Source organism: Neisseria sp. HMSC061H08 (assembly GCF_001836795.1).
Taxonomy (GTDB): domain Bacteria; phylum Pseudomonadota; class Gammaproteobacteria; order Burkholderiales; family Neisseriaceae; genus Neisseria; species Neisseria subflava_A.
In genome coordinates this window covers 45093-71056 of the sequence record NZ_KV830580.1, presented here as the reverse complement: position 1 = coordinate 71056, position 25964 = coordinate 45093, and the positions used below count along the sequence as shown (strand labels likewise).

At 48.8% G+C, this 25964-nt stretch carries 23 protein-coding genes; 9 read left to right on the top strand and 14 right to left on the bottom strand.

What is annotated here, in order from left to right; all coding sequences use genetic code 11:
- Nucleotides 1-28: 28 nt before the first annotated feature.
- From yacG to HMPREF2675_RS08105, 9 genes are all read right to left on the bottom strand, one after another.
- Entirely contained in the window at nt 29-211 is a 183-nt protein-coding gene (gene yacG, locus HMPREF2675_RS08145) for a DNA gyrase inhibitor YacG (RefSeq protein WP_070459526.1), read from the bottom strand.
- Complete coding sequence (gene coaE / locus HMPREF2675_RS08140; RefSeq protein WP_070814675.1) at nt 208-828, bottom strand: dephospho-CoA kinase; 621 nt, start codon at nt 826-828, stop codon at nt 208-210. Before coaE ends, yacG begins: the two co-directional genes overlap by 4 nt.
- The gene (locus HMPREF2675_RS08135; protein ID WP_070814674.1) at nt 828-1715 is read right to left on the bottom strand and encodes a prepilin peptidase; all 888 of its coding nucleotides are present in this window, start codon (nt 1713-1715) and stop codon (nt 828-830) included. The genes coaE and HMPREF2675_RS08135 overlap by 1 nt, the downstream gene beginning before the upstream one ends.
- A 1-nt stretch (nt 1716) precedes the next feature.
- The gene (locus HMPREF2675_RS08130) at nt 1717-2958 is read right to left on the bottom strand and encodes a type II secretion system F family protein (protein WP_070814673.1); all 1242 of its coding nucleotides are present in this window, start codon (nt 2956-2958) and stop codon (nt 1717-1719) included.
- 78 nt (nt 2959-3036) lie between these two features.
- Entirely contained in the window at nt 3037-4716 is a 1680-nt protein-coding gene (gene pilB / locus HMPREF2675_RS08125) for a type IV-A pilus assembly ATPase PilB (protein ID WP_070814672.1), read from the bottom strand.
- Nucleotides 4717-5108: 392 nt separating this feature from the next.
- Complete coding sequence (locus HMPREF2675_RS08120) at nt 5109-6170, bottom strand: DNA polymerase beta superfamily protein (protein WP_070814671.1); 1062 nt, start codon at nt 6168-6170, stop codon at nt 5109-5111.
- Nucleotides 6171-6184: 14 nt separating this feature from the next.
- Complete coding sequence (locus HMPREF2675_RS08115; protein ID WP_070814670.1) at nt 6185-6952, bottom strand: nucleotidyltransferase domain-containing protein; 768 nt, start codon at nt 6950-6952, stop codon at nt 6185-6187.
- Between the two features lie 91 nt (nt 6953-7043).
- A complete protein-coding gene (gene carB, locus HMPREF2675_RS08110; protein ID WP_070814669.1) occupies nt 7044-10259 on the bottom strand; it encodes a carbamoyl-phosphate synthase large subunit in 3216 nt (1071 codons plus the stop codon).
- A 28-nt stretch (nt 10260-10287) separates the two neighbouring features.
- Nucleotides 10288-11193 carry a hypothetical protein gene (locus HMPREF2675_RS08105; RefSeq protein WP_003748321.1) on the bottom strand — a complete coding sequence of 302 codons (906 nt, stop codon included), beginning with the start codon at nt 11191-11193 and terminating at the stop codon, nt 10288-10290.
- Nucleotides 11194-11314: 121 nt separating this feature from the next.
- Here HMPREF2675_RS08105 and HMPREF2675_RS11415 point away from each other — a divergent pair, with 121 nt between their 5' ends.
- On the top strand, nt 11315-11485 hold the full coding sequence (locus tag HMPREF2675_RS11415) for a hypothetical protein (protein WP_161800351.1): 171 nt from the start codon (nt 11315-11317) through the stop codon (nt 11483-11485).
- Nucleotides 11486-11553: 68 nt separating this feature from the next.
- Here HMPREF2675_RS11415 and HMPREF2675_RS08100 read toward each other — a convergent pair whose 3' ends face one another.
- Complete coding sequence (locus tag HMPREF2675_RS08100) at nt 11554-11811, bottom strand: SemiSWEET family transporter (protein ID WP_003748323.1); 258 nt, start codon at nt 11809-11811, stop codon at nt 11554-11556.
- Between the two features lie 92 nt (nt 11812-11903).
- A complete protein-coding gene (gene carA / locus HMPREF2675_RS08095) occupies nt 11904-13034 on the bottom strand; it encodes a glutamine-hydrolyzing carbamoyl-phosphate synthase small subunit (RefSeq protein ID WP_003748325.1) in 1131 nt (376 codons plus the stop codon).
- A 483-nt stretch (nt 13035-13517) separates the two neighbouring features.
- Between carA and pilC the strand changes: the two genes are divergently transcribed.
- Nucleotides 13518-17060 carry a PilC family type IV pilus tip adhesin gene (gene pilC / locus HMPREF2675_RS08090; protein ID WP_070814668.1) on the top strand — a complete coding sequence of 1181 codons (3543 nt, stop codon included), beginning with the start codon at nt 13518-13520 and terminating at the stop codon, nt 17058-17060.
- Nucleotides 17061-17332: 272 nt separating this feature from the next.
- Here the strand turns inward: pilC and HMPREF2675_RS08085 are convergent, their stop codons facing one another.
- From HMPREF2675_RS08085 to tal, 3 genes are all read right to left on the bottom strand, one after another.
- Entirely contained in the window at nt 17333-18067 is a 735-nt protein-coding gene (locus HMPREF2675_RS08085) for a LytR/AlgR family response regulator transcription factor (RefSeq protein ID WP_049348785.1), read from the bottom strand.
- Between the two features lie 239 nt (nt 18068-18306).
- A complete protein-coding gene (gene gluQRS / locus HMPREF2675_RS08080; RefSeq protein ID WP_070814667.1) occupies nt 18307-19194 on the bottom strand; it encodes a tRNA glutamyl-Q(34) synthetase GluQRS in 888 nt (295 codons plus the stop codon).
- Between the two features lie 154 nt (nt 19195-19348).
- On the bottom strand, nt 19349-20404 hold the full coding sequence (gene tal, locus HMPREF2675_RS08075) for a transaldolase (RefSeq protein ID WP_070814666.1): 1056 nt from the start codon (nt 20402-20404) through the stop codon (nt 19349-19351).
- A 134-nt stretch (nt 20405-20538) separates the two neighbouring features.
- Between tal and HMPREF2675_RS08070 the strand changes: the two genes are divergently transcribed.
- The 7 genes from HMPREF2675_RS08070 (at nt 20539) to raiA (ending at nt 25913) form a co-directional block, all read left to right on the top strand.
- Nucleotides 20539-21513, top strand: a complete 975-nt coding sequence (locus HMPREF2675_RS08070) for a KpsF/GutQ family sugar-phosphate isomerase (RefSeq protein ID WP_070814665.1) — start codon at nt 20539-20541, stop codon at nt 21511-21513.
- Nucleotides 21514-21579: 66 nt separating this feature from the next.
- Complete coding sequence (locus HMPREF2675_RS08065; protein WP_070814664.1) at nt 21580-22116, top strand: KdsC family phosphatase; 537 nt, start codon at nt 21580-21582, stop codon at nt 22114-22116.
- The gene (gene lptC, locus HMPREF2675_RS08060) at nt 22113-22694 is read left to right on the top strand and encodes an LPS export ABC transporter periplasmic protein LptC (RefSeq protein WP_003748335.1); all 582 of its coding nucleotides are present in this window, start codon (nt 22113-22115) and stop codon (nt 22692-22694) included. Before HMPREF2675_RS08065 ends, lptC begins: the two co-directional genes overlap by 4 nt.
- On the top strand, nt 22675-23205 hold the full coding sequence (gene lptA, locus HMPREF2675_RS08055; protein ID WP_049328829.1) for a lipopolysaccharide transport periplasmic protein LptA: 531 nt from the start codon (nt 22675-22677) through the stop codon (nt 23203-23205). Before lptC ends, lptA begins: the two co-directional genes overlap by 20 nt.
- 70 nt (nt 23206-23275) lie before the next feature.
- A complete protein-coding gene (lptB, locus tag HMPREF2675_RS08050; protein ID WP_063069323.1) occupies nt 23276-24010 on the top strand; it encodes an LPS export ABC transporter ATP-binding protein in 735 nt (244 codons plus the stop codon).
- Nucleotides 24011-24193: 183 nt separating this feature from the next.
- Nucleotides 24194-25549: an RNA polymerase factor sigma-54 gene (gene rpoN / locus HMPREF2675_RS08045; protein ID WP_070585131.1), complete on the top strand. Its 1356-nt coding sequence runs from the start codon at nt 24194-24196 to the stop codon at nt 25547-25549.
- A 49-nt stretch (nt 25550-25598) separates the two neighbouring features.
- Nucleotides 25599-25913, top strand: coding sequence for a ribosome hibernation-promoting factor, HPF/YfiA family (gene raiA / locus HMPREF2675_RS08040; RefSeq protein ID WP_070585129.1), 315 nt, complete (start codon nt 25599-25601; stop codon nt 25911-25913).
- Nucleotides 25914-25964 lie beyond the last annotated feature (51 nt).

Here is a 25964-nt window from a genome sequence, read left to right as displayed (position 1 = left end):
TTGGATAGGCTGAAGGAAGCGGCGTAGGTTATTTACCGTTCAATAGGTCTGAAAAAGGGTCGTCTTCTGAAGAAACAGTGTATTTTTCTTGTGCCCATTCGCCTAAATCAATGAGTTTACACCGTTTGCTGCAGAAAGGGCGGTAGGGGCTGTCGGTGTTCCAAACGACTTCTTTGTGGCAGGTCGGACATTTTACAACAGGAGCAGTCATGCAGTTTCTTTCAGAGTTTGTGCAATGGATTGATAGTATTGATGCAAGCGGGCAACCTTGATTTTTGCTTCTTCCATGCTATACGCATTGTCCAATACATCGTTGGCATGAAGCAGTCTGTCAGATCGAGAAGCTTGAGTGGCCATGATTTGACGCGTTTGTTCTTCTGAAAAACCATTGCGTTGATATACGCGTTCGATTTGGACGGATTCTGGAACATCTACAACTAAAATGCGGTCGGTCTCCGCTTTAAATGCCGGATTCTCAATCAAAAGCGGTACATCGACAATGCCGTAGGCAGAGGAAGCAAGTTTTTGTTTCTGCTGTTGGATTTTGTTTAAGATTAATGGCAGAAGCAGGTTTTCCAGTTGTTTTTTGGATTGAGGCCGTCTGAAAACTTCTTCCCGTAAAGCCGTACGATTCAGACGGCCTTCGTTGTCAAAAACCTCATCACCAAAAAGCTGACGGATGGCTGGAAGCGCTTCGCCGTTTTCAGCGGTCAGTGAGCGGCTGATGGCATCGGCATCGATAATGGGTACGCCAAGTTCGGCAAACATTTGGGCAATAGATGATTTGCCGCTACCGATGCCGCCGGTCAAACCTATCCATAATGTCATTATCGGAATCCTGATTGTACGAGCCACCATTGTACCAGTTGGGTGATAGGTGCATTGGCAACCAAAATAATCCATCCTGCCACAGCAAGGCTGGGACCAAAAGCAAAATATTGACCTTTACCGACGCGGGCAATGAGTGCGCCCACCAGTCCGACTAAGGCAGCCATGAAGATCAGAACAGGCAAAATTCCTACGCCCAGCCATGCCCCAAGCGCGGCCAAAAGTTTGAAGTCGCCATTGCCCATGCCGATTTTACCGGTCAGAAATTTATAGACGGCGCATAAAGTATAAAGGCTCATATAGCCTGCGATTGCGCCCCAAACGGCTGAATGCAGGGACACGAATGTATCATTCAGATTAAACAGCAGGCCGATCCAGATTAAGGGCTGAGTCAGGCTGTCGGGCAAATATTGTGTATCGGCATCGATAAAGGTCAGCGCAATCAATATGGCAGTCAGAATTAATCCGCCAATAGTCGCCCATGACCAGCCGTATTGCCACGTGACAACACCGAATAAGACGCCTGTCAGCAGCTCAATCAGCGGATAGCGTATGCCGATCGCGGTTTTGCAGGAGTGGCATTTCCCACCCAGTAAAACATAGCTGAGGATGGGGATGTTTTGCCAAGGTTTGACTGGGCTTTTACATTTTGGGCAGCGTGAATCCGGTTTGCGCAGATTAAATGGCTGTTTTTCTTCGTCTGTCAGCTCGATGCCCAAATGCTCTTTAGAAAATTGTGTCCATTCGCGTTCCATCATTATCGGCGTGCGATAAATGACAACGTTTAGAAAGCTGCCAATCAGCAATCCCAAAATAACGGCTAAAGGAATGGCGAATGGTGCAAGAACGGAGAGGGCGTCTATGGCAGAGTAAATACTATCAAGCATATCAACCTACGACATTACCCAAGTTAAACAACGGCAGATACATGGCAATCAGCAAGATACCGATGAGTGAACCCAATACCACCATGATGATAGGCTCCATCAAGTGAGACAATCGGGAGACGGAGTTGTCTACTTCATCTTCGTAGAATTCGGCGGCTTTGTTCAGCATATCGTCCAAAGAACCTGATTCTTCGCCGATGGCCGCCATTTGGATCACCATATTGGGGAACATATCTGTACTTTGCATACTGGATGTCAGCGACAGACCTTGGGTTACCTTGGCGCGGATGTCTTGAGTGGCTTCTTCATAGAGAATATTGCCGGATGCACCTGCAACTGAATCTAATACTTCCACCAAAGGAACGCCGGCTGCGAAGAGGGTAGAAGTCGTACGCGCCCAACGGGCAATGGTCGCTTTTCGGACGATGGCGCCAAAAACAGGCAGTCTCAAAATCAAAGCATCGATTCGTTTTTGGAAGGTAGGCGATTTTTCATGGAGTTTGTACAGGCCGAAGGCGGAAACAATCAATAGGATGATCATAATCCAGCCGTAGTCGACGAATAAATCGGACAAGCTCATGACAAGTTGGGTAAGGCTTGGCAGCTCTGCACCCATATTGGCATAAACTTCTTTAAAGGCAGGCAGTACAAACATCATCATGATGAAGATAAGCGCAATCGCCACCACGATAATGGCAATCGGGTAGGTCAGTGCGGTTTTGACTTTTTTCTTAATGGCTTGGGTTTTTTCTTTATAGACAGCCAGTTTGTCCAATAGGCTTTCCAGTACGCCGCCGGATTCGCCTGCGCTGACCAGATTGCAATAAAAGCGGTCGAAATATTTTGGATATTTGGAGAACGATTTACCCAATGCGCTACCTTGTTCGACATCGGAGCGAATCTGCATCAGCATTTCGGTCATGCTCGGATTGGAGTGGCCGCGCGCAACGATTTCAAAAGCCTGCATCAGCGGTAAGCCTGCCTTCATCATCGTTGCCAGTTGGCGGGTGAACACTGTAATGTCTTCTTGGGTAATACGGCGTTTGCGTGCGGTTTTAACTTTGCTGATACGCAAAGGGCGAATGCCTCTGCGTTGGAGTTTTTTGCGTGCTTCTTCTTCGTCTTTGGCAACTACTTCACCACGAACAAGACGTTCGGTCTCGGTATTTTTTCCTTCAAATGTAAAACGCTTGCCTTTGCTTCTGGAGCCGAACAGACTTCTTTTTTGCTCTGCTTGAGCCATGAGTTATCCCTTGTTAGTAAGAAATAAAGCGGACTGTTTCCCCGTGCCGCTTTATTTTAATTTTGAAAATATGGCAGTTTAGTCATTGGTATGAGCAGTCACTTCTTCCAACGAGGTCAGGCCTTGCATGACTTTCATGAGGCCGGCGCGACGCAAGTCTACCATGCCTTCCTGATAGGCCATATTCATGATATCAACATCTGTACCGTTGTTCATAATGACTTTTTGCATTTCATCGCTGACCGGCATGACTTCATAAATACCGACGCGTCCTTTAAAGCCTTTGCCGCGGCAGTTGTCGCAGCCAACCGGGCGGTAGAGCTTCCAATCTTGAGCCAAGTCCGCATCGGTAAAGCCGGCTTTTTTCAATGCTGGAACCGGCGGGCGTTCAACTTCGCGTTTGCAGTTCGGGCACAGTCTGCGCAACAGCCTTTGCGCCATAATCAGGCTGACCGAGCTGGCGATATTGAAAGGCGCTACGCCCATGTTCAAAAGGCGGGACAGCGTGGCCGGTGCATTATTGGTATGCAGGGTCGAGAAAACCATGTGACCGGTTTGGGCGGCTTTAATGGCGATGTCGGCGGTTTCCAAGTCTCGAATCTCACCGACCATAATAATATCAGGATCTTGACGTAAGAAGGATCGGAGTGCGGCAGCAAACGTCAGGCCTTGTTTTTCATTGACGTTGACTTGGTTGACGCCCGGCAAGTTAATCTCAGCCGGGTCCTCTGCCGTTGAAATATTCACATCTTCCGTGTTCAAAATACTCAGGCAGGTATAGAGCGAAACGGTTTTTCCCGAACCTGTCGGACCGGTAACCAATACCATGCCGTAAGGGCGGTTGATGGCTTCCAACAGCATTTCTTTTTGGAAAGGCTCTAAACCGAGCTGGTCGATATTGAGCGATGTACCATCGGAATTTAGGATACGCATCACCACTTTTTCGCCAAACAATGTCGGCAAAGTGCTGACACGGAAGTCAATCGGACGGCCGTGTTTATGGAAGGCAATTTGAATTCTGCCGTCTTGCGGAATACGTTTTTCTGAAATATCCAAACGCGCCATCACTTTGATACGCGATGCTAACTGGCCGCGCACGGCGACAGGAGGCTGTACGACTTCACGCAATTGCCCGTCTACACGGAAACGAACGCGCGCCATTTGCTCGTAGAATTCAAAGTGGATGTCCGATGCGCCCGCGTTCAGGGCATCGGATAAAGTTTTGTGGATGAAACGGGGGATAGGGCCGTCTTCAGCTTCTTCATTGTCGATATAAAGCGATTGCGATTGCTGGGTTGCTTCATGTTCGTCGTTGATTTCTTTCAGAATGGTGGTCGAACGTTGACCCAGCCATTCCAGCAATGAGCTGAGCTGGTCGTCGGGAACCACTACCAAGTCGACACTTAAACCTGAAGCAAAAGCGATTTTTTGGAAGTTTTGGATTTGGGTCGGATCGGATACGGCGAAATAAACCTTGCGTCCGCGTTTGAAAATCGGAATGCAACGGTTTTGCACCATTTGCTCTTCCGTCAGAATGTCGCTGACTACATTATTGCGCGGGTAGTAGCGCAAATCCAAAAGGGGATAACTGAATACGCGCGCGACTAACTCTCCCAGAGCTTTAGGGGAGATGATGCCGTCTGAAAACAATTTGGGCAGGATTTCTTTGCCCGATTGTAAAAGGCTGTTGTAATGTTCCGCTTGTTGATTTGAGATGGTCTGGCTTTGAACCAAAACACGCAATAATCCGACACTCATTTTATTTTCCGTTTCTTGTGCAGTTTTCCCTTTAATTTAGAGGAAAGCCGTATTATTTTATCATTGTTATGATTAAAGCATATGTTTAATTATGCAAATCTGCTTAAGTTGCAAAGACATGCTTCTGCTTTAATTGTATTTTTATTTCAGACGGCCATTATAAAGCAAGGAGAATAGGCGTTAAACTCGATATTTTTGGATTATGATGAAAAAACAACAATTTTGTCGTATGAATCCGATCAATAACGAAATTATATTTCATGTTGTTATTGCTTGTTTGGAGATGGCAGAAAAGGTTGTTTTGATGGACAGACGGTTAGAATTTGAAATATGAAAAGGCCGTCTGAAAAGCGGAAACACATAATTTCAGACGGCCTCTGTTTTTGATTCTCTTATCCGTAAATCTTGGTTCGGATTTCGACAAGGGCATTGATTGCCAAAGTGCTGTTTACAGCTTCCGGCAGATCAGACTGGGCGAACAAATTTTCTACTTCGTTAATCAATGTTTCTGCACGCACCAACAGTTCATCGTAAGGAAAAGAACCGCGCTTGATGGCCAGCAATTCGTCACGATTGGGACGGCGTGGCCGGATTTCGCCATGAAGGGCAATATCGCGCGCAGTTTCAAGCAGGCGGAAGGTGTGCATCATATTTTTTGCATCGTAACCTTGGCCGTGCGCCTGCGTGCCTTGATAGCGTGTTTCGTTGCGTTCTGCCAGCCATTGTTGATAAGAGGCATATTCGCGGCAGTAGCTGCTGTATCCGTCTTGGTTGAAGGATAGATGGGCAAGCGGTGTTTCTCCTTCTGGAATGGGGCTGAGTGAAAGTGTTGTGGCTTCGGGTTTGGGTGCAATGCCGTGGTAGCCAAGCGTGCCGTCGGCATCGTAAAACAGCGCATAAAGTTCTCGGGCATGGGCGATTTTGACCAAGCCGATGCGCCGCTGCTCCATTCCGCGTTGCGAAAGCCAGTGTTGCAGCGGTACAGTTTGCGCGCCTTCTACGATGTGGCAGAAATCAAGGATGCTTTTCTTTTCAGACGGCATCGGATTGCTGATTTTTTTATTCAATCCCCGTGCTTTTTTGATTTGTCCGTAGGCATAGCCTGCAAAACTTTGCTGGCAGGTTTTAGAGATAAACCATTCGGTTTTGAACGCATCCATCAATGGCGAACGGTATCGCACACAGTCGGAAGGGGAAGCCAGCAGCTCCAGCGTGTTCGGATTGCTTTGCAGCAGCAATTCGATAAACCGTCCCAGTTCGTAATACACAATATCGTTGGTTTCATTGCTGATTTGCGGGATGTATTCCATACCGTAAAACATGGATTTGGGCAGGTAAAACACGCCTTTGATGTCGGTATCGGACTCGGGCGTTGCCAAACCGTAGGCACGGCTGCCGGACACGGCTTCAAGCAGAATCAGGTTTTGCGTGTGCAAGTCTTCGAGGGTCAGCATATTCAGACGGCCTTTTACGGATAAATGGTTGCCAAGGTGGAACGGAATAATTCGTTCAAAGGCCCACTATAGGCAGGTTCGGCAGGTTCGGCAGTAGAGGCAGACAAGGCAGAAACTTCGTTATATAGATCAATAGTCAGCTTTTGCAGCTCTGGCGATAATGTGTGCAGATAACTTTCGTTCTGCTCCGCTTTTAATGCAACCAGATCAGTAATTTGGGTAGAACAATCTGTCTGCCACTCATTCATCAACTCAACCAAAGTCATTGGCGGAATACCGCCTTGTTTCACTGCCCAGCGTGCCGCCAATAAAGGGCGCAAGACGTAAAACCATTTCTTCAATTTAATCGGCTGCCCTAAATCCATGGCTTTCAAAGCATTGCCGGCGATACCGCGATAATGGTGCAACAACGCGGCGGCTTGGACGTATTGGGGCGCAAGTTCGTTCAGACGGCCTATGAATGCCTCATCTTGTGTATAAACAATCGGCGAACGCAGCCACTCCAGCAATACGGCATTGCTTTTTCTCAATAGGCGCAAAGCCTTGCGGATGTCCCAGCCGCCTACGTCAAACCATTGGTTTTCAATAAATTCAAACGTATCTTTTGTTTCATCAATTTGCAGATAATGTTCCTGCGGACGGATATAAATGGCGCGAACATCATAATCGCTGTCGGGCGAAGCAAAGCCCCATGCGCGGCTTCCGCTCTCCGCCGCCAGCAGAAAATGCAGTGGTTCGGCAAGTGAAATTTGAGTCAGTTTTTCTTGAATAGTTTGTTTCATTACGTTTTCCTTATTTTTGCAGAAAGGCCGTCTGAAACTGAGCAATCAGGTTTCAGACGGCCTTTTAGCTATTTAAATCCGATAGGATTGATTAGGCTTTGTTTTTCAGGCGGCCATGCAATTCCTGTACGCTGTATACGCCCAAGTGTTCGCGGCTTTTTGCGCCTTCGCTCATGGCTTCGCCGCCTGCGATGGTGGTGTATTGCGGTACGCGTTGGGTGAGGGAGGTGCGGCGGATGCTGTGGCTGTCGGTAACAGATTGCACTGTGCTGCCGACGGTGTTGACCACCAGTGCGATTTCGCCGTTTTTAATGGCATCCACGATGTGTGGGCGGCCTTCCTGCACTTTGTTGACCGCTTGCACGATGATGCCGTGTTCTTTCAAGTATTCGGCGGTACCGCGTGTGGCGCAGACACCGTAGCCGAGTGCTTGGAAGTTTTGTGCGGTTTTTACGATGAACGGTTTGTCTTCATCGCGTACGGCGAGGAACACTTTGCCTGTTGTGCTCAAGCGTTCGCCTGCGCCGAGTTGGGCTTTGAAGTAGGCTTCGCCGAAGCTTGCGCCTACGCCCATCACTTCGCCGGTAGAGCGCATTTCAGGGCCGAGAATGGTGTCCACCCCCGGGAATTTGATGAATGGGAACACGGCTTCTTTAACGGCGTAGAAGTCCGGGATGACTTCTTTTTCTACGCCTTGCTCTTTCAGCGAAATGCCTGCCATCACGCGTGCGCCGACTTTGGCGAGCGGTACGCCGGTGGCTTTGGATACGAACGGTACGGTACGGCTGGCGCGTGGGTTCACTTCCAGTACGAAGACCACGCCGTCTTGTACGGCAAACTGTACATTCATCAAGCCGACCACGCCCAGTGCGTATGCCATGGCTTTGGTTTGACGGCGGATTTCGTCTTGAATCTCTTCGTTCAAAGAGTATGGAGGCAATGAACAGCCGGAGTCGCCGGAGTGGATACCTGCTTGTTCGACGTGTTGCATGATGCCGCCGATCACGACGTCTTGGCCGTCTGAAACGCAGTCTACGTCCACTTCGATGGCGTTGTTCAAGAAGAAGTCGAGCAATACGGGGCTGTCTTCGGAAACTTGTACGGCTTCGCGCATGTATTTTTGCAACTCTTCGGCAGAGTGAACAATCTGCATGGCGCGGCCGCCGAGGACGTAAGACGGGCGAACGACCAGCGGATAACCGATTTCTTCGGCTTTAACGAGGGCTTCTTCTTCGTTGTGGGCGATGCGGTTAGGCGGTTGACGCAGGCCTAAGTCGTTCAACACTTTCTGGAAGCGTTCGCGGTCTTCGGCGGCGTCGATGCTGTCGGCAGATGTGCCGATGATGTTCACGCCGTTTGCCACCAAGGCATTGGCCAGCTTGAGCGGGGTTTGGCCGCCGTAATGAACAATCACGCCCCATGGGTTTTCGGTGCGGACGATTTCCAACACGTCTTCCAGCGTCAGCGGCTCGAAATAGAGGCGGTCGCTGGTGTCGAAGTCGGTGGACACGGTTTCGGGGTTGCAGTTGACCATGATGGTTTCAAAACCGGATTCGCGCAGGGCGAGTGCGGCATGAACGCAGCAGTAGTCAAATTCAATACCTTGGCCGATACGGTTTGGGCCGCCGCCGAGAATCATCACTTTTTTACGGTCGGAAGGATGGGATTCGCATTCTTCTTCGTAAGTGGAGTAGAGGTAGGCGGTTTCGGTAGCAAACTCGGCGGCACAGGTGTCGACGCGTTTGTAAACCGGATGCAGGTTCAGCGCGTAGCGGTGTTCGCGGACTTCTTTTTCACTTACGTTCAACAATTGTGCCAAACGTTTGTCAGAGAAGCCTTTGCGTTTCAGACGGCGTAAAGCGGCGTAATCCAAATCTTGCAACTGGCCGTCTGAAACCGATTTTTCTTCTTTCACCAAGTCTTCAATTTGCGCCAAGAACCAAGGGTCGATGGCGCAGATTTCGTGGATTTCTTCCAGCGTGAATCCTGCGCGGAACGCATCGGCTACAAACAGCATACGCTCAGGGCCAGGGTTGGCCAGTTCGCGGCGGATTTCCGCTTTGTCTTCGCTGCGTGGGTTGAAACCGCACAAGCCGGTTTCCAAGCCACGCAAGGCTTTTTGGAAGCTTTCTTGAATGGTGCGGCCCATTGCCATTACTTCGCCCACAGATTTCATCTGCGTGGTCAGGCGGTCGTCTGCGGCAGGGAATTTTTCAAACGCGAAACGTGGGATTTTGGTTACGACATAGTCGATGGAAGGCTCGAACGACGCGGGCGTACGGCCGCCTGTAATATCGTTGCGCAACTCGTCCAGCGTAAAGCCGACCGCCAGTTTGGCCGCTACTTTGGCAATCGGGAAGCCCGTTGCTTTGGAAGCCAGCGCGGACGAACGGCTCACGCGCGGGTTCATCTCAATCACAATCATCTCGCCGTTTTCAGGGTTCACCGCAAACTGAACGTTTGAGCCGCCGGTATCCACACCGATTTCGCGCAATACCGCCAACGAAGCATTACGCATGATTTGGTATTCTTTGTCCGTGAGCGTTTGCGCCGGGGCAACCGTAATCGAGTCGCCGGTATGCACGCCCATCGGGTCGAAGTTTTCAATCGAGCAGATAATGATACAGTTGTCGTTTTTATCGCGCACAACTTCCATCTCGTACTCTTTCCAGCCGAGAACGGATTGCTCAATCAGCAACTCATGAGTAGGCGACGCATCAAAACCGCGTTCGCAAATCGCCAAAAACTCGTCTTTGTTGTAGGCAATGCCGCCGCCCGAACCGCCCATGGTGAAAGAAGGGCGAATCAGAGTAGGGAAGCCGACCTGTTCTTGCGCTGCCAAAGCCTCGTTCATGGTGTGGCAGACAAAAGATTTCGGGCAAGACAAACCGATTTTTTCCATCGCTTCTTTAAAGCGGCCGCGGTCTTCCGCCTTGTCAATCGCGTCTTCGGTTGCACCGATTAATTCAACATTGTATTTCGCCAACACGCCGTTGCGCGCCAAATCCAGCGCACAGTTCAGCGCAGTCTGACCGCCCATCGTGGGCAGAATCGCATCAGGACGCTCTTTGGCGATAATCTTCTCCACCGTCTGCCACATAATCGGCTCGATGTAGGTAACATCCGCCATTTCAGGGTCGGTCATGATGGTGGCGGGGTTGGAATTCACCAGAATGACTTTATAGCCTTCTTCACGCAAGGCTTTGCAGGCCTGTGCGCCCGAATAGTCAAATTCGCAGGCCTGACCGATAACGATAGGGCCGGCGCCGATGATAAGGATGGATTTTAGGTCGGTACGTTTAGGCATGATGTTTCCTGTTGGATTAAGTCTAAAGTTAATCTATTTTAACTGAAGGTAATGTTTTCAATGAATTGAGAAAGTTATGCCATTCTGCAACTTCCTCCTGTTTCTCAATAATTTTTTCAAATGGCAATAAATTCTCAAAGGTTAGGAAATTAACGCAAAATTTAATGGCGGTATCTATTTTATTTTTTAAATTTGGAATTTCTTTTACTTCCTTTGCCCAATATGCTAAGTCTTTGGATGATAATAAATCAATTTTATCTATTGGGAAATTTTCTATAAATTTTTTTAGTGTATCAGTAATTAGAAGTTTTAAATTATTCTGATCATACATTGCTTCTATACCAGAAACTGTAGCTATATTTTCTTCGATATATTTAATTCCGGTCCTACCTATATTTTCGTAGATAGCTTTTTCTTTTTCTGTCAGTTCTCTTTCAATTGTTATTTGATAAGTCCTATCTCTAGACATTTTTGAAATTTTTTTTCGAACAGTTTCCGGAATTTCTTTGCCATCTCTTAATTGACTAATATATCGATTAATATTTTTTGCAATTTTAAGTCGTGTCTCACACCATTCATTTAAGTTGTTTAAATTGAAGGTATGTAATTCTTCTCGATTAGTGTAGTCTTTGATATCTTGAGTTAATTTCGATGACATAGTTTTAAAATCAACCCCAAAATATTTTTCACCACAATCTTTTCCAATATTTGTAATATGTCCATCAGTAGATACTACAATGTAACCATTTTGATGTTGGGTGTGGCAATTTTTCAATCCACATATAACTTTTCCATGTTCTCCACTATACTGACCTATAATTTCTTTTAATTTGGTTTCTTCTGGATTTATCTCTCTTCTAAAACCAGCCATTTCTTCTAAGTCAGACCAGTTTTTTATGTAAACTAAGTTTCTATCTTTTTTTAAAGTAATCATGATAAGTCTTTAAGATGCAGTAATGTATATATAGAGTTGAATGATCTTTTATTGCTTTAAAAGTTATCTGAAAATTAGTTGACTCTTCTTGAGAGTAAGCCATAGCCCGCATGTAGGGTGTGTGCGGTACGCACGCACGCGTTCTCCATTTTCCCTGCAACCTCAACCCACCGCGTGCGTACCTTGCGGCACACACCCTATCGACGGGTTCAAAGGTCGTCTGAAAAAACGCTCGCGGCGTTTGTTCCATATGCCTTGCGATAAAGGCCGCCTGAAAAATTCCTGCTGTTGATATTTCGGGCATTCTTTTTCAGACGACCTTTTGCGTTTTTATGTTGCACAGGCCGTCTGAAAACTTCCTTAAAAACTAGTGACAAACGTAATCAAACCCAAAATGATACCGGGGGCGTTTGCCAGTATGATGGGGTAGTCGCGTTTTTCTTTCAAAAAGCCGTAGGCAAACCATAATGTGCAGTTGATGGCGGCGACGAGGGGTTGCAACGGCGAGCCGGGGTTGCCGGCAAGGTTGTTTTGGATTTGCGGGATATAAGAAACGTACATACCGACGGCGGCCAGGGTGGCGACTACGGAGAGGATGCGCATTTGTTTTTCAGTCATGGGAGTTTCCTTTCTGACTTGAGTTACAGGGTTTTGAACTGCTTGATTTTCAGACGGCCTGCCGGATTTGACGGCCGTCTGAAAAATTCGCTTTATTGCTTCGCCGCTTTCATATTGTCAATGAATTTGTCGAACAGATAGCCGACATCCTGCGGGCCGGGGCTGGCTTCCGGGTGGCCTTGGAAGCAGAACACGGGTTTGTCGGTCAGTTCGATGCCTTGCAAGGTGTTGTCAAACAAGGATTTGTGGGTAATGCGTGCGTTGGCGGGCAGGGTGTCTGCATCGACGGCGAAGCCGTGGTTTTGGCTGGTAATGACGACTTTGCCGCTGTCCAAATCTTGTACCGGGTGGTTGGCGCCGTGGTGGCTGAAGCGCATTTTCAGGGTTTTCGCGCCAATGGCGAGGCTGATCAGCTGGTGTCCCAAGCAAATGCCGAAAATCGGTTTGCCGCTTTCCATCAGTTTTTGTACGGCTTTGATGGCGTAGTCGCAAGGCTCGGGGTCGCCGGGGCCGTTGGACAGGAATACGCCGTCAGGATTGAGTGCCAAGACATCTTCCGCGCTGGTTTGAGCCGGAACGACGGTCAGGCGGCAGCCGCGTGAGGCAAGCATGCGCAGGATGTTGGTTTTGACGCCGAAATCGTAGGCGACGACGTGGTAAGGCTGTTCGGCAGGGGTAACGAAACCTTTGCCCAATTCCCATTCGCCTTCGGTCCATTCGTAAGTTTCTGTGCAGGAAACTTCTTTGGCCAAGTCTTTGCCGACCATGCTGCCGAATGCGGCAATCAGTTCTTGTGCTTTTTCAACGGTGGCATCTGCACCGGTCAAGATTGCACCGCCTTGCGAGCCTTTTTCGCGCAACAGGGTGGTCAGGCGGCGGGTGTCGATGTCGGCGATGGCGACGGTTTTGTTGCGTACCAAATAGTCGTGCAGGCTTTCGGAGGCGCGGAAGTTGCTGTGCAAGAGCGGTAGGTCGCGGATAATCAAGCCTGCGGCATAAACGCTGCGGCTTTCTTCGTCTTCGGCGTTGGTGCCGGTATTGCCGATGTGGGGGTAGGTGAGGGTAACGATTTGTTTGCAGTAGGAAGGGTCGGTCAGGATTTCTTGATAGCCGGTCATGGAAGTGTTGAACACGACTTCGCCGGAAGTCGAACCTTCGTAACCGATTGATGTGCCGTGAAATACGCTGCCGTCAGCGAGAACGAGAAGAGCCGGAGTGGTCATGATGGAATCCTGTTTGCCTGATGATGGTCGGTTCGAAAAAAAATGGGTCAGGCCGTCTGAAAAATAAAAATTGTTTACAAAAAAGACAGCCTTCGGAAATCTCGGCTAAAAAAAAACACGCTCCGCAGCTTTGATTTTGCTGTGTAACGTGCTTTTTCAGACATAGCGGTCTATGCCGTAGAAGCAGTGTATTTTAAGTCAAAGTAATAGGAATTTCAAGCGTAGAGCCAATAATCGATAATTTAAAAACGTTTTATCTTTACGGTACAGTCCCTTGCTTTTGGAATGCCTGATGAATAAGGTTGAACTAAATATTCAGTCAGGCCGTCTGAAAACTGAGCAGGCAGATTGTTTCATTTTTGTTGTGCTTGAAATGCGCGCTTAGGGAAATTCAGCCGAATCAAACATGAAACAGGCTGTTTATGCTAAAATCGTAGCCCCATAAAAAATAAAAACAACGTCATTTTTAACTGAGATTATCCGATGAAAAAAGAACACATTATGCAAAACGCTCCATCAGGCCGCCATCGCCTCATTCATGCAAGCATCGCTTCCGCTTTAGCCCTCATTAGCTTTTCCGTTCAGGCAAATCCCCAGCAATCTAAAGAAAAGAATGGTTTTGCCGAAATTCCGTTTTACCTGAAAAACGTAAACGAGCCTATTGGCCAGCCCAGAGTCAAACACAATATTATGTTTTTGATTGATGACTCGGGCAGTATGTTGGCTGATGCTAAGGGTGAATATCATGTAGATGATAAGAATAGAAAAATCAATATTGCAAAATCGGCATTAAAGAAGATTTTGGAGCGGTATAAAGATCAGTTTAACTGGGGCTTGCAGACTTTACATAATAATCCTCGGTATTGGAAATGGGATGAGGAAAAAAGGAAAAAGGATAATGCTCTTTACGCATATGTAAAACTGTCTAAACCCGACGATACCAAAGGCGATATGAAGGATACTGAAGGCTTTACGGATGGTTCTGCCGATCGGAACTGGGAATATGTCAGTAAGAAGGTAGATGAGATGTTGGCTTACCAAGCTACGCCGACAACGCGCCGTTATTATGAAGTCGTCAAAAATTTTGTTATACCGAATATCAAATACCGCTGTCAGAAATCTTATGTTGTCGTGGTTTCTGATGGCGATGCCAATATGAGTTGTAGCAATCAGGCCTCTGGAGAAAATCCAAGTAATTCTGACAATACTAACTTCAATTATGACCGAAAATATTATTATTCAAACTATTACCGTGCTATTGATCGTAGCTCGGATGAGGTCTATAAATATTTCGGGCCGTCTGAAGTAAAAGCTTATGAAGATAAATATGGGCAAGGCAAATATTTTTCAGGAAACGGTCTTGAAGGACATTTTGATCTGCCAAATTATGATCCGAGATTGAATACTCCTGAAGGGAAGAAAAAATTTCAATGCCAATATACTGATTATGCAAAAGATGATTCAGGGAATTGGGTGCTTTTAGGTGAAAAGGATGGTAAACGAGAAGTCAAAGGCATTGGCGAAATTATTGTTCCTTATTGGGATAGGAACTATGAGGATGAAAAACGCGGTATGCGTTTCTTCAGCCAGACTTTGGCAGAAAAAGATATTAAACCTGCGATTAAGTCAGAAAATCGTCTAGATGCTGCGATTAAGCCAGAAGATCGTCGAGATGCTGCGGGCAAGAGCTGGGATGGTGATCCAAGCGATCCTAAAGGCGTAGATTATAGCAAGCAATTGGTTCAGACTTTTACCGTGGGCTTTGGTGAGGGAATCTCTCCAGTCGGGAAGAAGTATCTGGAAAAGGGTGCCAGTCGCCCGGAATGGTATTTCAATGCCTCAAAACCTGAAAAGTTGCTTGAGCACTTTAAAACCATTATCGACAATATTGAAACTGACAGCAAAATAATGAAATTTGAAGGGGCAGCTTCAACTGCGCCGGTGACGACCAGTACAGGTATTCCCGATATGGCGGCAACGGTTCATTTGAATACCGGCTCTTGGAGCAGTCAGCTACGTTTCTATAAATTAAATCGAGACGGGACGGTAGCTAGCTCTTCTGAATTTTCGCAGCCATCATTTGCAGGCCGTCTGACTTTGGTTAATGATGGCAGAAAGACCTATTTCATCGATAGAGTTGCAGATAATGAGGCTAAAAATGCCGATTTTGGCATTTCAGACGGCAGTGCAAAAGATAAGTTGGAATGGAAAAATGCATTGCTGAAATGGACTGGCCGAGCAGGTAATGATGAAACCATCAAAGCGGATGCGGAGACAAAAGGTTATAGTCAGTCTTATCGAATTCGTCCGACAGATTCTGCTGATTCAAGTAAAGATGAACGTAATTTAGGCGATATTTTAGATGGTTCGGTTGCAGCTATTGGCGATAAGCGCGACAACCGTCAAGAGTTTTTGGTCGCTGCTGCCAATGACGGCATGGTACATATTTTTCGTAATGGTACGCCTAGCAATCCTTATGACTTGAAACTCAGCTATATTCCGGCAGGCATGGAGCGTGAGGACGATCAAGGTCAAGCGACAACTTTGGGCAAGGTTCTGAAAGATGTCGCTCGCGATGGTTACGGCTCCAGCACGCCGCACCGCTATATGGTTAATGGTGGCTTTGTTCTCCGCCAAACGCCTGATAAGCAAACCTTTATGTTTGGTGCGATGGGTCAGGGTGGACGCGGTGCGTATGCGTTGAATATTGGTGCAGTGGCGAACAGTGATCGTAGTGGTTGGAATAAGACTGTACCTTTGTTTGAAACAGAAAAAGGCTCTGGTAATAAGCTGGGTTATACCATTGGTTCGACACAAATCGGCCGTGTTTCCATCAAGCGTGATACTACTCCGGTTAATCTGGAATCTGACGTGCGTTATGCAGGCTTCTTGGCCAGCGGCTATCGTACTGAAGATGTGAACAGTGCCGATAATGAAACGGCTTTATATGTCTATGATATGACAGGCAAAGAGGCAGGGACGAAAAATACTGGCACTAATGTTTCTTCTAAAGCCGGTGAACTCTTGGCTAAAATTCTTGCACCGGATGGCAAAGGCGGCCTCTCTACCCCTACTTTGGTAGATACCGATTTTGATGGTATTGTCGATATTGCCTATGCCGGCGACCGTTACGGCAATATGTTCCGCTTTGACTTGAGCGCTAAAACGCCGTCTGAATGGTCTGCGCAAATGATTTTCCAAGGATCGGGTAATCAACCGATTACTTCTGCGCCTGCGGTATCACGCCGCAGCAAAGATAAGTATGTTGTTATTTTTGGTACGGGTAGCGAGATTTATCAGAATGAATTGAATAATACCAACGGTCAAATCAATGCCGTTTACGGTATTTACGATGATGTATCTGATAAAGCAGTTTTGGCAAACAGCAGTGAGTTGGAACAGCAAACCAGAGAAAGTGACGGTGAACACGTTTACGTCAGCGACAATAAGGTTGGTGAAGGTAAAAAAGGCTGGAGTCTGACTTTAGATCCGAATGAACGTGTGACTGTCAAACCGACGATGATTTTGCGTACAGCCGTCGTGACCATCCGCAAGTATGAAACCAAAACAATTCATACTGACTCTTCCAGTACCGATGTTTGTTTGCCGGACAGTACGTCCACACAAACGACTGCGAAAACGATTATTCTGGGCGTCAATGCTGAAAATGGCGGCCGTTTGGGTTTGCGTGATGCGCGTATTTCCGATAAAAATCGCCAATTCATCAAACGTGAAAACAACGGTCAAGTTTATTACGCCAGCGGTATGGTGTTTGACGGCGTGGTCAACTTTACTTATCTGAACGGCTCTAAGGCCGATGATTCTCCGGTAACCGCCGATGGCGATAGCGGCGGCACGGGTACGGATAAAGAGTTGAACGCTACGCCGAGTGTGCCAAACAATAAATGTTTTGCAACCCAAGCCGAGCGCAGTCTGTTGACCAACTCTGATAAGATGCACAGCCTGAAAGTAGAAGGCCGGAAATGCGGACTTAAACGCATCAGCTGGCGTGAATTGTTCTTTTAATCGGTAAGGCTTGAGTATCGAGGCCGTCTGAATTGTTCAGACGGCCTTTTCTGTTGAGTGGTGGTAATTGAGAGATGTTGGATTGGTGGATAGAAAACCTTGTTTGTGGGTAAAACGGTTTGATTAAATTAAAAGCCTGGATAAGTCCAAACGGTAGGTTTTAGTCGTTTCTTTTTTCTGCTTTCTGTTATTGAAATGAGAAGTTAAAAGGCCGTCTGAAAAGATATTTTCAGACGGCCTTTGATTTAAAAAGAGTGAGTCAAAGAGAACATTTAGATACTGTTTTTAATGATTTTCCGCAGGGTGGACAGTTGTCGGCGGCTGACGGGCAACGGGGTCGGAATATCGAGAATTTTTGCGCCCCATGTGGATGCGTATTCGTCGTTTTCGTCATCGTCCAATCGAATCAGGCTGTCGAGGGTGTGGCGGAAGACGAGGGCGTTGCGGTGGATGCGGATGACTTTGTCGCCCAGCAATTCTTCCCAGTAAACCAATGTTTTCGGTAATTCGAAGCTTTGACCGTCGCCGGTAAACAGATAGACGGTTTTGTGTTCCGCCATCAGGTAACGCGCCTGTTGCCAGGGGATTTCGACCATGCGCTCGCGGTTGTACACTTTGAAATGGGTGAAACTGTCTGCTTTTTCGCGGTTTTTCTCGATGATGCGGTCAAGCGCGGTTTGCAGGCGGGTCATTTTGATTGGTTTGAGCAGATAGTCTGCGGCAGCCAGCTCAAACGCGCGCAGGGCGTGTTCTTCGTAGGCTGTGGTAAATACAATTTCCGGCTGGCGTTTGGCGGTACGCTTAATGCGTTCGACAAACTCGAGACCGTCGATTTCCGGCATGCCGATGTCGGCAAAGACAATGTCGACTTCGTGGACGCTCAGCCATTCCAATGCTGGCATGGCATGGTGAAAGACGTTAAGCAGTACGACATTGCATTCTTCCAATAATACACGCAAGCGTTCTGCTGCTAATACTTCGTCTTCTACAATAATGGCACTTGGCATAGCGGTATTTCTTTTTGTTGTATCGTGGGAGATCTGCCGCGCTTTGTCATCCTCAATAACGCGCCAGCCGTATGTTGTTGCAACCTTGAAATTATCAGTTTGTGACAATTTTAGGAAATTTTTGAAATATACATGATTTTTCGCTTCTTGGGCATGGTTTGGGATGAATCGGAAGATTACTTACATAATTTTATGAAATATTGTAATACCTAGAGTAATTTTGTTGTAATTGCGCTAATTCAGTCCGTGATAATGGACGATTTTGGGATTTTGTCCATTTGCCAGTGCGCTACCACCCAATCGAGTAATTCTTGCGGACGGTTTACGGCGGGTGCATTGGGTAGGTTGAGGTAGGTTAGGACTTGGCGGAGGAGTTGTTCTTTTTGATTCAAATCTAAAGCCGGGGCAAGGGTTTGTTTCGACCATTTTTGCCCTTGGCTGTTGGTCAATAGCGGCAGGTGGGCGTAGGACGGCGTGGGAACGCCGAGGCATTGTTGCAGATAGATTTGGCGCGGCGTGGAAACGAGCAAGTCCTGACCGCGGACAATATGCGTTATGCCTTGATCGGCATCGTCGGTAACCACGGCAAGCTGATAGGCCCAATAGCCGTCGGCGCGAAGCAGGACAAAATCGCCGATATCGTGTGCCAGATTTTGTGCGTAATGTCCGACAATGCCGTCTGAAAAACCGATCACGCGATCGGGAACTTGAATGCGCCATGCCGGCGTTTTGTTTTGCGTGTCGGGTCTTTGCTGTGGATTGCGGCAACGGCCGTTATACACAAATCCGTCTGCGCCATGTGTTGCCGCCGCCTGCCAGTCTTTGCGGCTGCAATAGCAGGGATACACCAGCCCGGCTGCTTTGAGGAGGTCAAGGGTGTCTTGATACAGGCCGTAACGGCGGCTTTGATAGGCGACTTCACCGTCCCACTCAAAGCCGAAAGCTTCAAGCGTGCGCAAAATGTCGGCAGCGGCGCCGGGCATTTCGCGTGGGGGGTCAAGGTCTTCAATGCGGACCAGCCATTTGCCCTGATGAACGCGCGCGTCGGCATAGGAGGCGACGGCGGTCAGCAGGGAGCCGATATGAAGCAGGCCGGTAGGGCTGGGGGCGAAACGTCCTATATACATGGCAGGGTGTTTGTGTAGGGCAGGGGCGGTATGCCTGCACGGTATTTAAATCGTGATAGAAAAGGGCGTGCCGTACACGCCCGAATTTGGGTTTCAGACGGCCTGAGACTTTTCAAAATGATTTAAGTTTCAATCGGCCGTCTGTTTAATCTGCTTAAGCCAAGGGAGCCAGCAGTTTGGCGAAAGCGTCTTCAAATTGTTTCAAACCGTCTTCCTGCAAACGCGTTGCCAAGGTTTCGACATCAATGCCGAGCTTGGCGGTTTCGGCAAGCTGCGCTTGGGCTTCGTCCGTACCTTCGGTCAATGTGGCTTGGGCGGTGCCGTGGTCGATAAAGGCTTTGAGTGTCGCATCGGGAACGGTGTTGACGGTATGGGCGCCAATCAGGCTGTCAACGTACAAAGTGTCAGGATAGGCAGGGTTTTTCACGCCGGTGGATGCCCACAAAAGTTGTACGCGGTTGGCACCTTTTTCGGCAAGTGCGGCAAATTCGCTGCTGCCGAAGTATTGCGCCCAATCTTGATAGGCGGCTTTGGCCAGCGCAATGGCGACTTTGCCTTTGAGGTGGTCGGGCAGGGTAGCGTCCAATGCGGCATCGACACGGGAAATAAAGAAGCTGGCGACAACTTGGATATGGGAAACGTCGTGTCCCGCTTCCAAACGTTTGGCAATGCCGCGCGCGTAGGCCGCATAGGCTTTGAGGGTTTGGGCACGGGAGAAGAGCAGGGTCAGGTTGACGCTGATGCCGTCTGAAACGAGGGTTTCAAGCGCTTCGATGCCTTCGTCGGTTGCCGGTACTTTAATCATGGCATTTTTACGGCCGATGGCGGCGTGGAGGCGGCGCGCTTCTTCAACCGTACCTTGCGCGTCTTTGGATAATTCGGGCGAAACTTCGAGGCTGACGAAGCCGGTTTTGCCGCCGGTGGATTCATGTTCGGCAAGGCACACGTCGCAGGCGGCTTGTACGTCGGCAACCGCCATAGTTTCGTAGCGTTGTTTCGGGGTCAGGTCTTGTTGTTTGAGCGCGGCTACTTCGTCGGCGTACAGGGCGTCTCCGGCAAAGGCTTTTTGGAAAATGGCGGGATTGGAAGTTACGCCACATACACCTTGTTTCAGCATTTCGGCCAATTCGCCGCTTTGTACCAGCGAACGGGAGAGATTGTCCAACCAGATTTGTTGTCCTAATGCTTTAACGTCCGATAAAATAGTCATCTCTGATTCCTTTTACATAATAGGTTTGTTTGTGAAGTGGCGGTAATGCTACGCCGATTCGATGAATTTGAACAGTTTACAGCCGATTAATTTGGGCAAAACAAACCTAAATTCAAGCACGAAAGGTGGCTTTGATGGCGGAAAACACACTTTATCTCGACTGGGCGCGCGATGTATTGGATACGGAAGCCGAAGGTTTGCGTGAAATTGCGGCGGCTTTGAACCATGATTTTGTCCGTGCGGCGGAAGCGTTGTTGCATTGCAAGGGCAGGGTGGTCATTACCGGCATGGGCAAGTCTGGACACATCGGCCGCAAAATGGCGGCGACCATGGCTTCGACAGGCACGCCTGCGTTTTTCGTCCATCCTGCCGAAGCAGCGCACGGCGATTTGGGCATGATTGTGGACCACGATGTCGTGGTTGCCATTTCTAATTCCGGTGAAAGCGATGAAATTGCGGCGATTATTCCGGCGTTGAAACGCAAAAACATCACGCTTATCTGCATCACTGCCCATCCGACTTCGACCATGGCGCGTCATGCCGATATCCATATTACCGCGGCGGTTTCCAAAGAAGCCTGCCCGCTCGGCCTTGCGCCGACTTCCAGTACGACCGCCGTGATGGCATTGGGCGATGCGCTGGCAGTGGTATTGCTGCGTGCACGCGCGTTCACGCCCGACGATTTTGCTTTAAGCCATCCGGCCGGCAGCTTGGGCAAACGCCTGCTGCTGCGTGTGGCGGATATTATGCACAAAGACGAAGCCCTGCCTGCCGTTTTGTTGGGCACGCCGTTGAAAGAGGCCATTGTCCGCATGAGTGAAAAAGGCTTGGGCATGTTGGCAGTAACCGATGCCGAAGGCCGTCTGAAAGGCGTATTTACCGATGGCGACTTGCGCCGTCTGTTTCAAGAACGCGACAGCTTTGCCGGTTTGAAAGTGGACGACATCATGCACGCTTCGCCGAAAACCATCTCCGCCGACCGCCTCGCCACTGAAGCTTTGAAAGCCATGCAAAGCAGCCATGTGAACGGTTTGTTGGTGGTCGAAGAAAACGGCGTGCTGATTGGTGCTTTGAACATGCATGATTTATTGATGGCACGAATTGTCTGAAACGACGGCAAAAACGTTTTCAGACGGCCTTATGCTAGAATAGGCCGTCTGAAATAAGGAAACCTTATGCAAAACCTCTCTTCCGACCTGCAACAACGCGCTTTAGGTATCAAACTGCTGATACTGGATGTGGACGGCGTTTTGACCGACGGCCGCATTTTTATTCGCGACAACGGCGAAGAAATCAAATCGTTCCACACTTTGGACGGACACGGTTTGAAAATGCTTCAGAACAACGGCGTGCAAACGGCGATTATTACCGGCCGCGATGCGCCTTCCGTCGGTATCCGCGTGAAGCAGCTCGGTATCAACTATTACTTCAAAGGTATTCACGACAAACGTGCCGTCTACGCCCAATTGCGCGAACAGGCCGGCGTGGAGGAGCATGAGTGCGCCTTTGTCGGCGACGATGTTGTCGATTTGCCCGTGATGGTGCGTTGCGGATTGGCGGTTGCCGTCCCCGAGGCGCATTGGTTTACTTTGCAATACGCCCATTATGTAACCCGACGTTCCGGCGGCGCAGGCGCGGTGCGTGAAGTGTGCGATTTGATTATGCAGGCGCAAGGTACGCTTGAACCTGCTTTGAAAGAGTATGTACGATGAAAATCAGATGGCGTTACGGAATCGCCTTTCCGCTGGTGTTGGCCGTTTCACTCGGCGCACTGGCGGCGTGGCTCGGTCGCATCAGCGAAGTGCAGGTCGAAGAAGTCGTCCTCAATCCGAATGAGCCGCAATATTCGATGAAAGGCATCAACGGCAAACGTTTTGACCAAGAAGGCCGTCTGAAAGAAAACCTGAGCGCGGCCGATGCCGTTCAATATCCCAATAGCGCGGACGTGCATTTGGACAAACCGCATCTTTCGTTTTACCGCGATGGCAGCCTGTTGTACGAAGTCGGCAGCGACAAGGCTGTGTACAATATTCAAAACAAAAAAGTCGTTTTTGAACAAAATGTTGTCTTAAACAAAGCGGCAGATGCCAAGCGTTTGGCCGGCATCGTCAAAACCGAACGTTTGAATGTCGATACCGAAGCGCAATACGCCCATACCGACAGCCCCGTTACTTTCCAATACGGACAGTCCGGCGGTCAGGCAAACGGCATGACTTATGACCACAAAACCGGTTTGCTGAATTTCCCTTCCAAAGTGAAAGCCACAATTTATGATACAAAAAATTTGTAAAACCTTAGCCCTTGTTGCCGTTTTTGCCGCCAGCCCGGCCTTTGCCCTGCAAAGCGACAGCAAGCAGCCGATTCAAATCGAAGCCGACCAAGGCTCGCTTGACCAAAACAACCAAAGCACCACTTTTTCCGGCAACGTCATCATCAAACAAGGCACGCTCAATATCCGTGCCGGCAGCGTGACCGTTTCGCGCAACGACAAAAGCGAGCAGTTGATGAAAGCCACCGGCTCGCCCGTCAAATTCAGCCAAGAGTTGGACGGCGGCAAAGGCGTGGTCAACGGCCAAGCCAATACCGTCACGTATTCTTCCGCAGCCAGTCTGGTTACCCTGACCGGTAATGCCAAAGTACAGCGCGGCGGCGATGTGGCCGAAGGTGCGGTCATTACCTACAACACCAAAACCGAGGTTTACACCATCAACGGCAGCGCCAAATCCGGTGTGAAATCCGCCGCCAAATCCGGCCGCGTCAGCGTTGTCATCCAGCCGTCCAGCACGCAGAAAAACAAATAAGAAAACACACAAAAAGGCCGTCTGAAAAAGGTTCAGACGGCCTGAGGTCAATATCGAAAGTCAACAGAATATGAGCGCAAACAACAGCCGTCTTGTGGTTCAAAACCTGCAAAAAAGTTTCAAAAAACGCCAAGTCGTCAAAAGCTTCTCCCTTGAAATCGAAAGCGGCGAAGTCATCGGCCTGCTCGGTCCCAACGGCGCGGGTAAGACCACCAGCTTTTACATGATTGTCGGCCTGATTGCCGCCGATGCAGGCAGCGTGATGCTGGACGGACAAGAGTTGCGCCACCTGCCCATTCACGAGCGCGCCCGCCTCGGCGTCGGCTATCTGCCGCAGGAAGCCTCGATTTTCCGCAAAATGACCGTGGAACAAAATATCCGCGCCATTTTGGAAATCAGCATAAAGGACAAAAGCCGCATCGATGCCGAACTGGAAAAACTGTTGGCAGATTTGAATATCGAGCGCCTGCGCAACAACCCTGCGCCATCTTTGTCCGGTGGCGAACGCCGCCGTGTCGAAATCGCACGCGTGCTGGCCATGCAGCCGCGTTTCATTTTGTTGGACGAACCTTTTGCCGGCGTTGACCCGATTGCCGTCATCGATATTCAGAAAATCATCGAGTTCCTCAAATCACGCGGTATTGGCGTATTGATTACCGACCACAACGTGCGCGAAACCCTCAGCATCTGCGACCGTGCCTACATCATCAGCGACGGTACCGTATTGGCTTCAGGTAAGCCGGACGACTTGGTCAACAATGAACAGGTCCGTTCGGTTTACTTGGGTGAAAATTTCAAATATTGAATGCATATTTGACGGTAATCGTAAAACCGGTTTCACACGAGGCTCTCATTTCAATTGAGGGTATCTGTAAATATTGAAATAATTACTAAGAATACAAATATAATACCTATAACCTAGTTTTTCAGACGGCCCTCCGTACAAAGGCCGTCTGAAAAACTATCCATACACTTCGAATCAAACACTATGTCTTCACTCGTCCTTAAACTCAAACAGACCCAGCAGCTCAACCAGCGGCTGCAACAGTCTCTGCGCATCTTGCAGATGTCGGGTCTTGAGCTTGAGCGCGAAGTGGAAGACTGGTTGTCGGACAATCCTCTGCTTGAGCGTCCGGAAAGCGATGAGTTTGCCGATAGCGGGCTCAACCGTGCCGTCACCATGCCGCGCGCAGGTCAGCAGTTGAGTGGTGACGATGCCGAAGATATTTGGAGCAACATCGCCGAAGAAGAGGATCTCAAACACTATTTGCATGCCCAAGTGTGCGAGCATCCGCTCTCGCAAGTGGAAGCGGCCTATGTTCACGTTTTGATTGATTTTTTGGATGAACAAGGCTACCTCACCGACAGCCTCGAAGAAATCATCGACCACACGCCGTTGGATTGGATGCTAGACGAAGAAGCCCTACAAAATGCGCTGGATGTATTGCAAACCTTTGATCCGCCAGGCGTGGCGGCTGCCGATTTGACCGAGTCGCTCATGTTGCAGTTAATGCGTTTGCCGGCTTCTCCTGCCCGACAAATGGCCGCGCATTTGGTGCAAAGTTCGCTTCAAGAGTTAGGCAAAAACCGCAAACAAAACGTTCTGCGTTTCCGCAAACTCTATCCCGATACCGACAGCGAAACCATAGAAGCCGCGCTCGATATGATTGCCGAGCTCAATCCCTATCCGGCCTACGGTTTCGCCTCTGCCACGCCTACACCTTATATTCAGCCTGACGTTTGGGTCAAAGAGGGCAAGGACGGCTGGGAAGTCATCAGCAACGAGGCGGCTTGGCCGAAGCTGCAGCTCAATCAGGAATATTGCGACCTGATGAAATCAGCGGAAGAGGGCGCACCGGAGTGGAAGGAAAAAATCAGCGAAGCCAAGCAGCGCATTGATTCTTTGGAGCTGCGTAAAAGCACGGTCCTCCGCCTTGCCGAGTATATCGTCAAAAATCAGGAAGATTTTTTCATCTTCGGCGAAATCGGCCTGTCGCCCATGCTGATGAAGGATGCCGCCGCCGAATTGGGTTTGGCGGAAAGTACCATCTCGCGCGCCGCCAATCAGAAATATTTGTCTTGCCCACGCGGCCTGTTTGCGTTACGCTATTTCTTCACACAGGCAGTCAATGCCGACGATGACGGCGAAGGGTTCAGCCAAGGCGCAATCAAAGCCGTATTAAGCCAGTTGATTGAAAGTGAAGACAGCAGCAAACCTTATTCGGACGAGACCCTCGTCAAATTATTAAAACAACGCGGCATTGAAATCGCCAGACGTACAGTTGCAAAATATAGAGAATCATTAGACATACCACCGGCACACAAGCGAAAATTTACCGAGTAGATATATTCCGATCCGTTTTGACGGACTAATCAACCGAAGGAGCTGTATCATGAATCTGAAAATCACCGGTCTGAATTTTGATGTTACCGAAGCCATCAAAAACTATGTTTCTGACAAGTTGGCACGAATCAATCGCCACGCCGACAACATCATCTCCGTGACCATCACGCTCTCGGTGGAAAAAGTCAGCCAGAAAGCCGAAGCCGATGCGCATCTGGCAGGCAAAGATTTGCACGTTGAAGCGATTGAACAGGATATGTACGCCGCGATTGATGTTTTGATGGACAAACTCGACCGCGCTGTTTTGAAACATAAAGAAAAAAGCGGCGATGTCCGCAGCACTGTCAAACCTGAAGCAGAATAAAGTTTTTGTATGATAAAGGCCGTCTGAATATTCAGACGGCCTTTTGTTTTA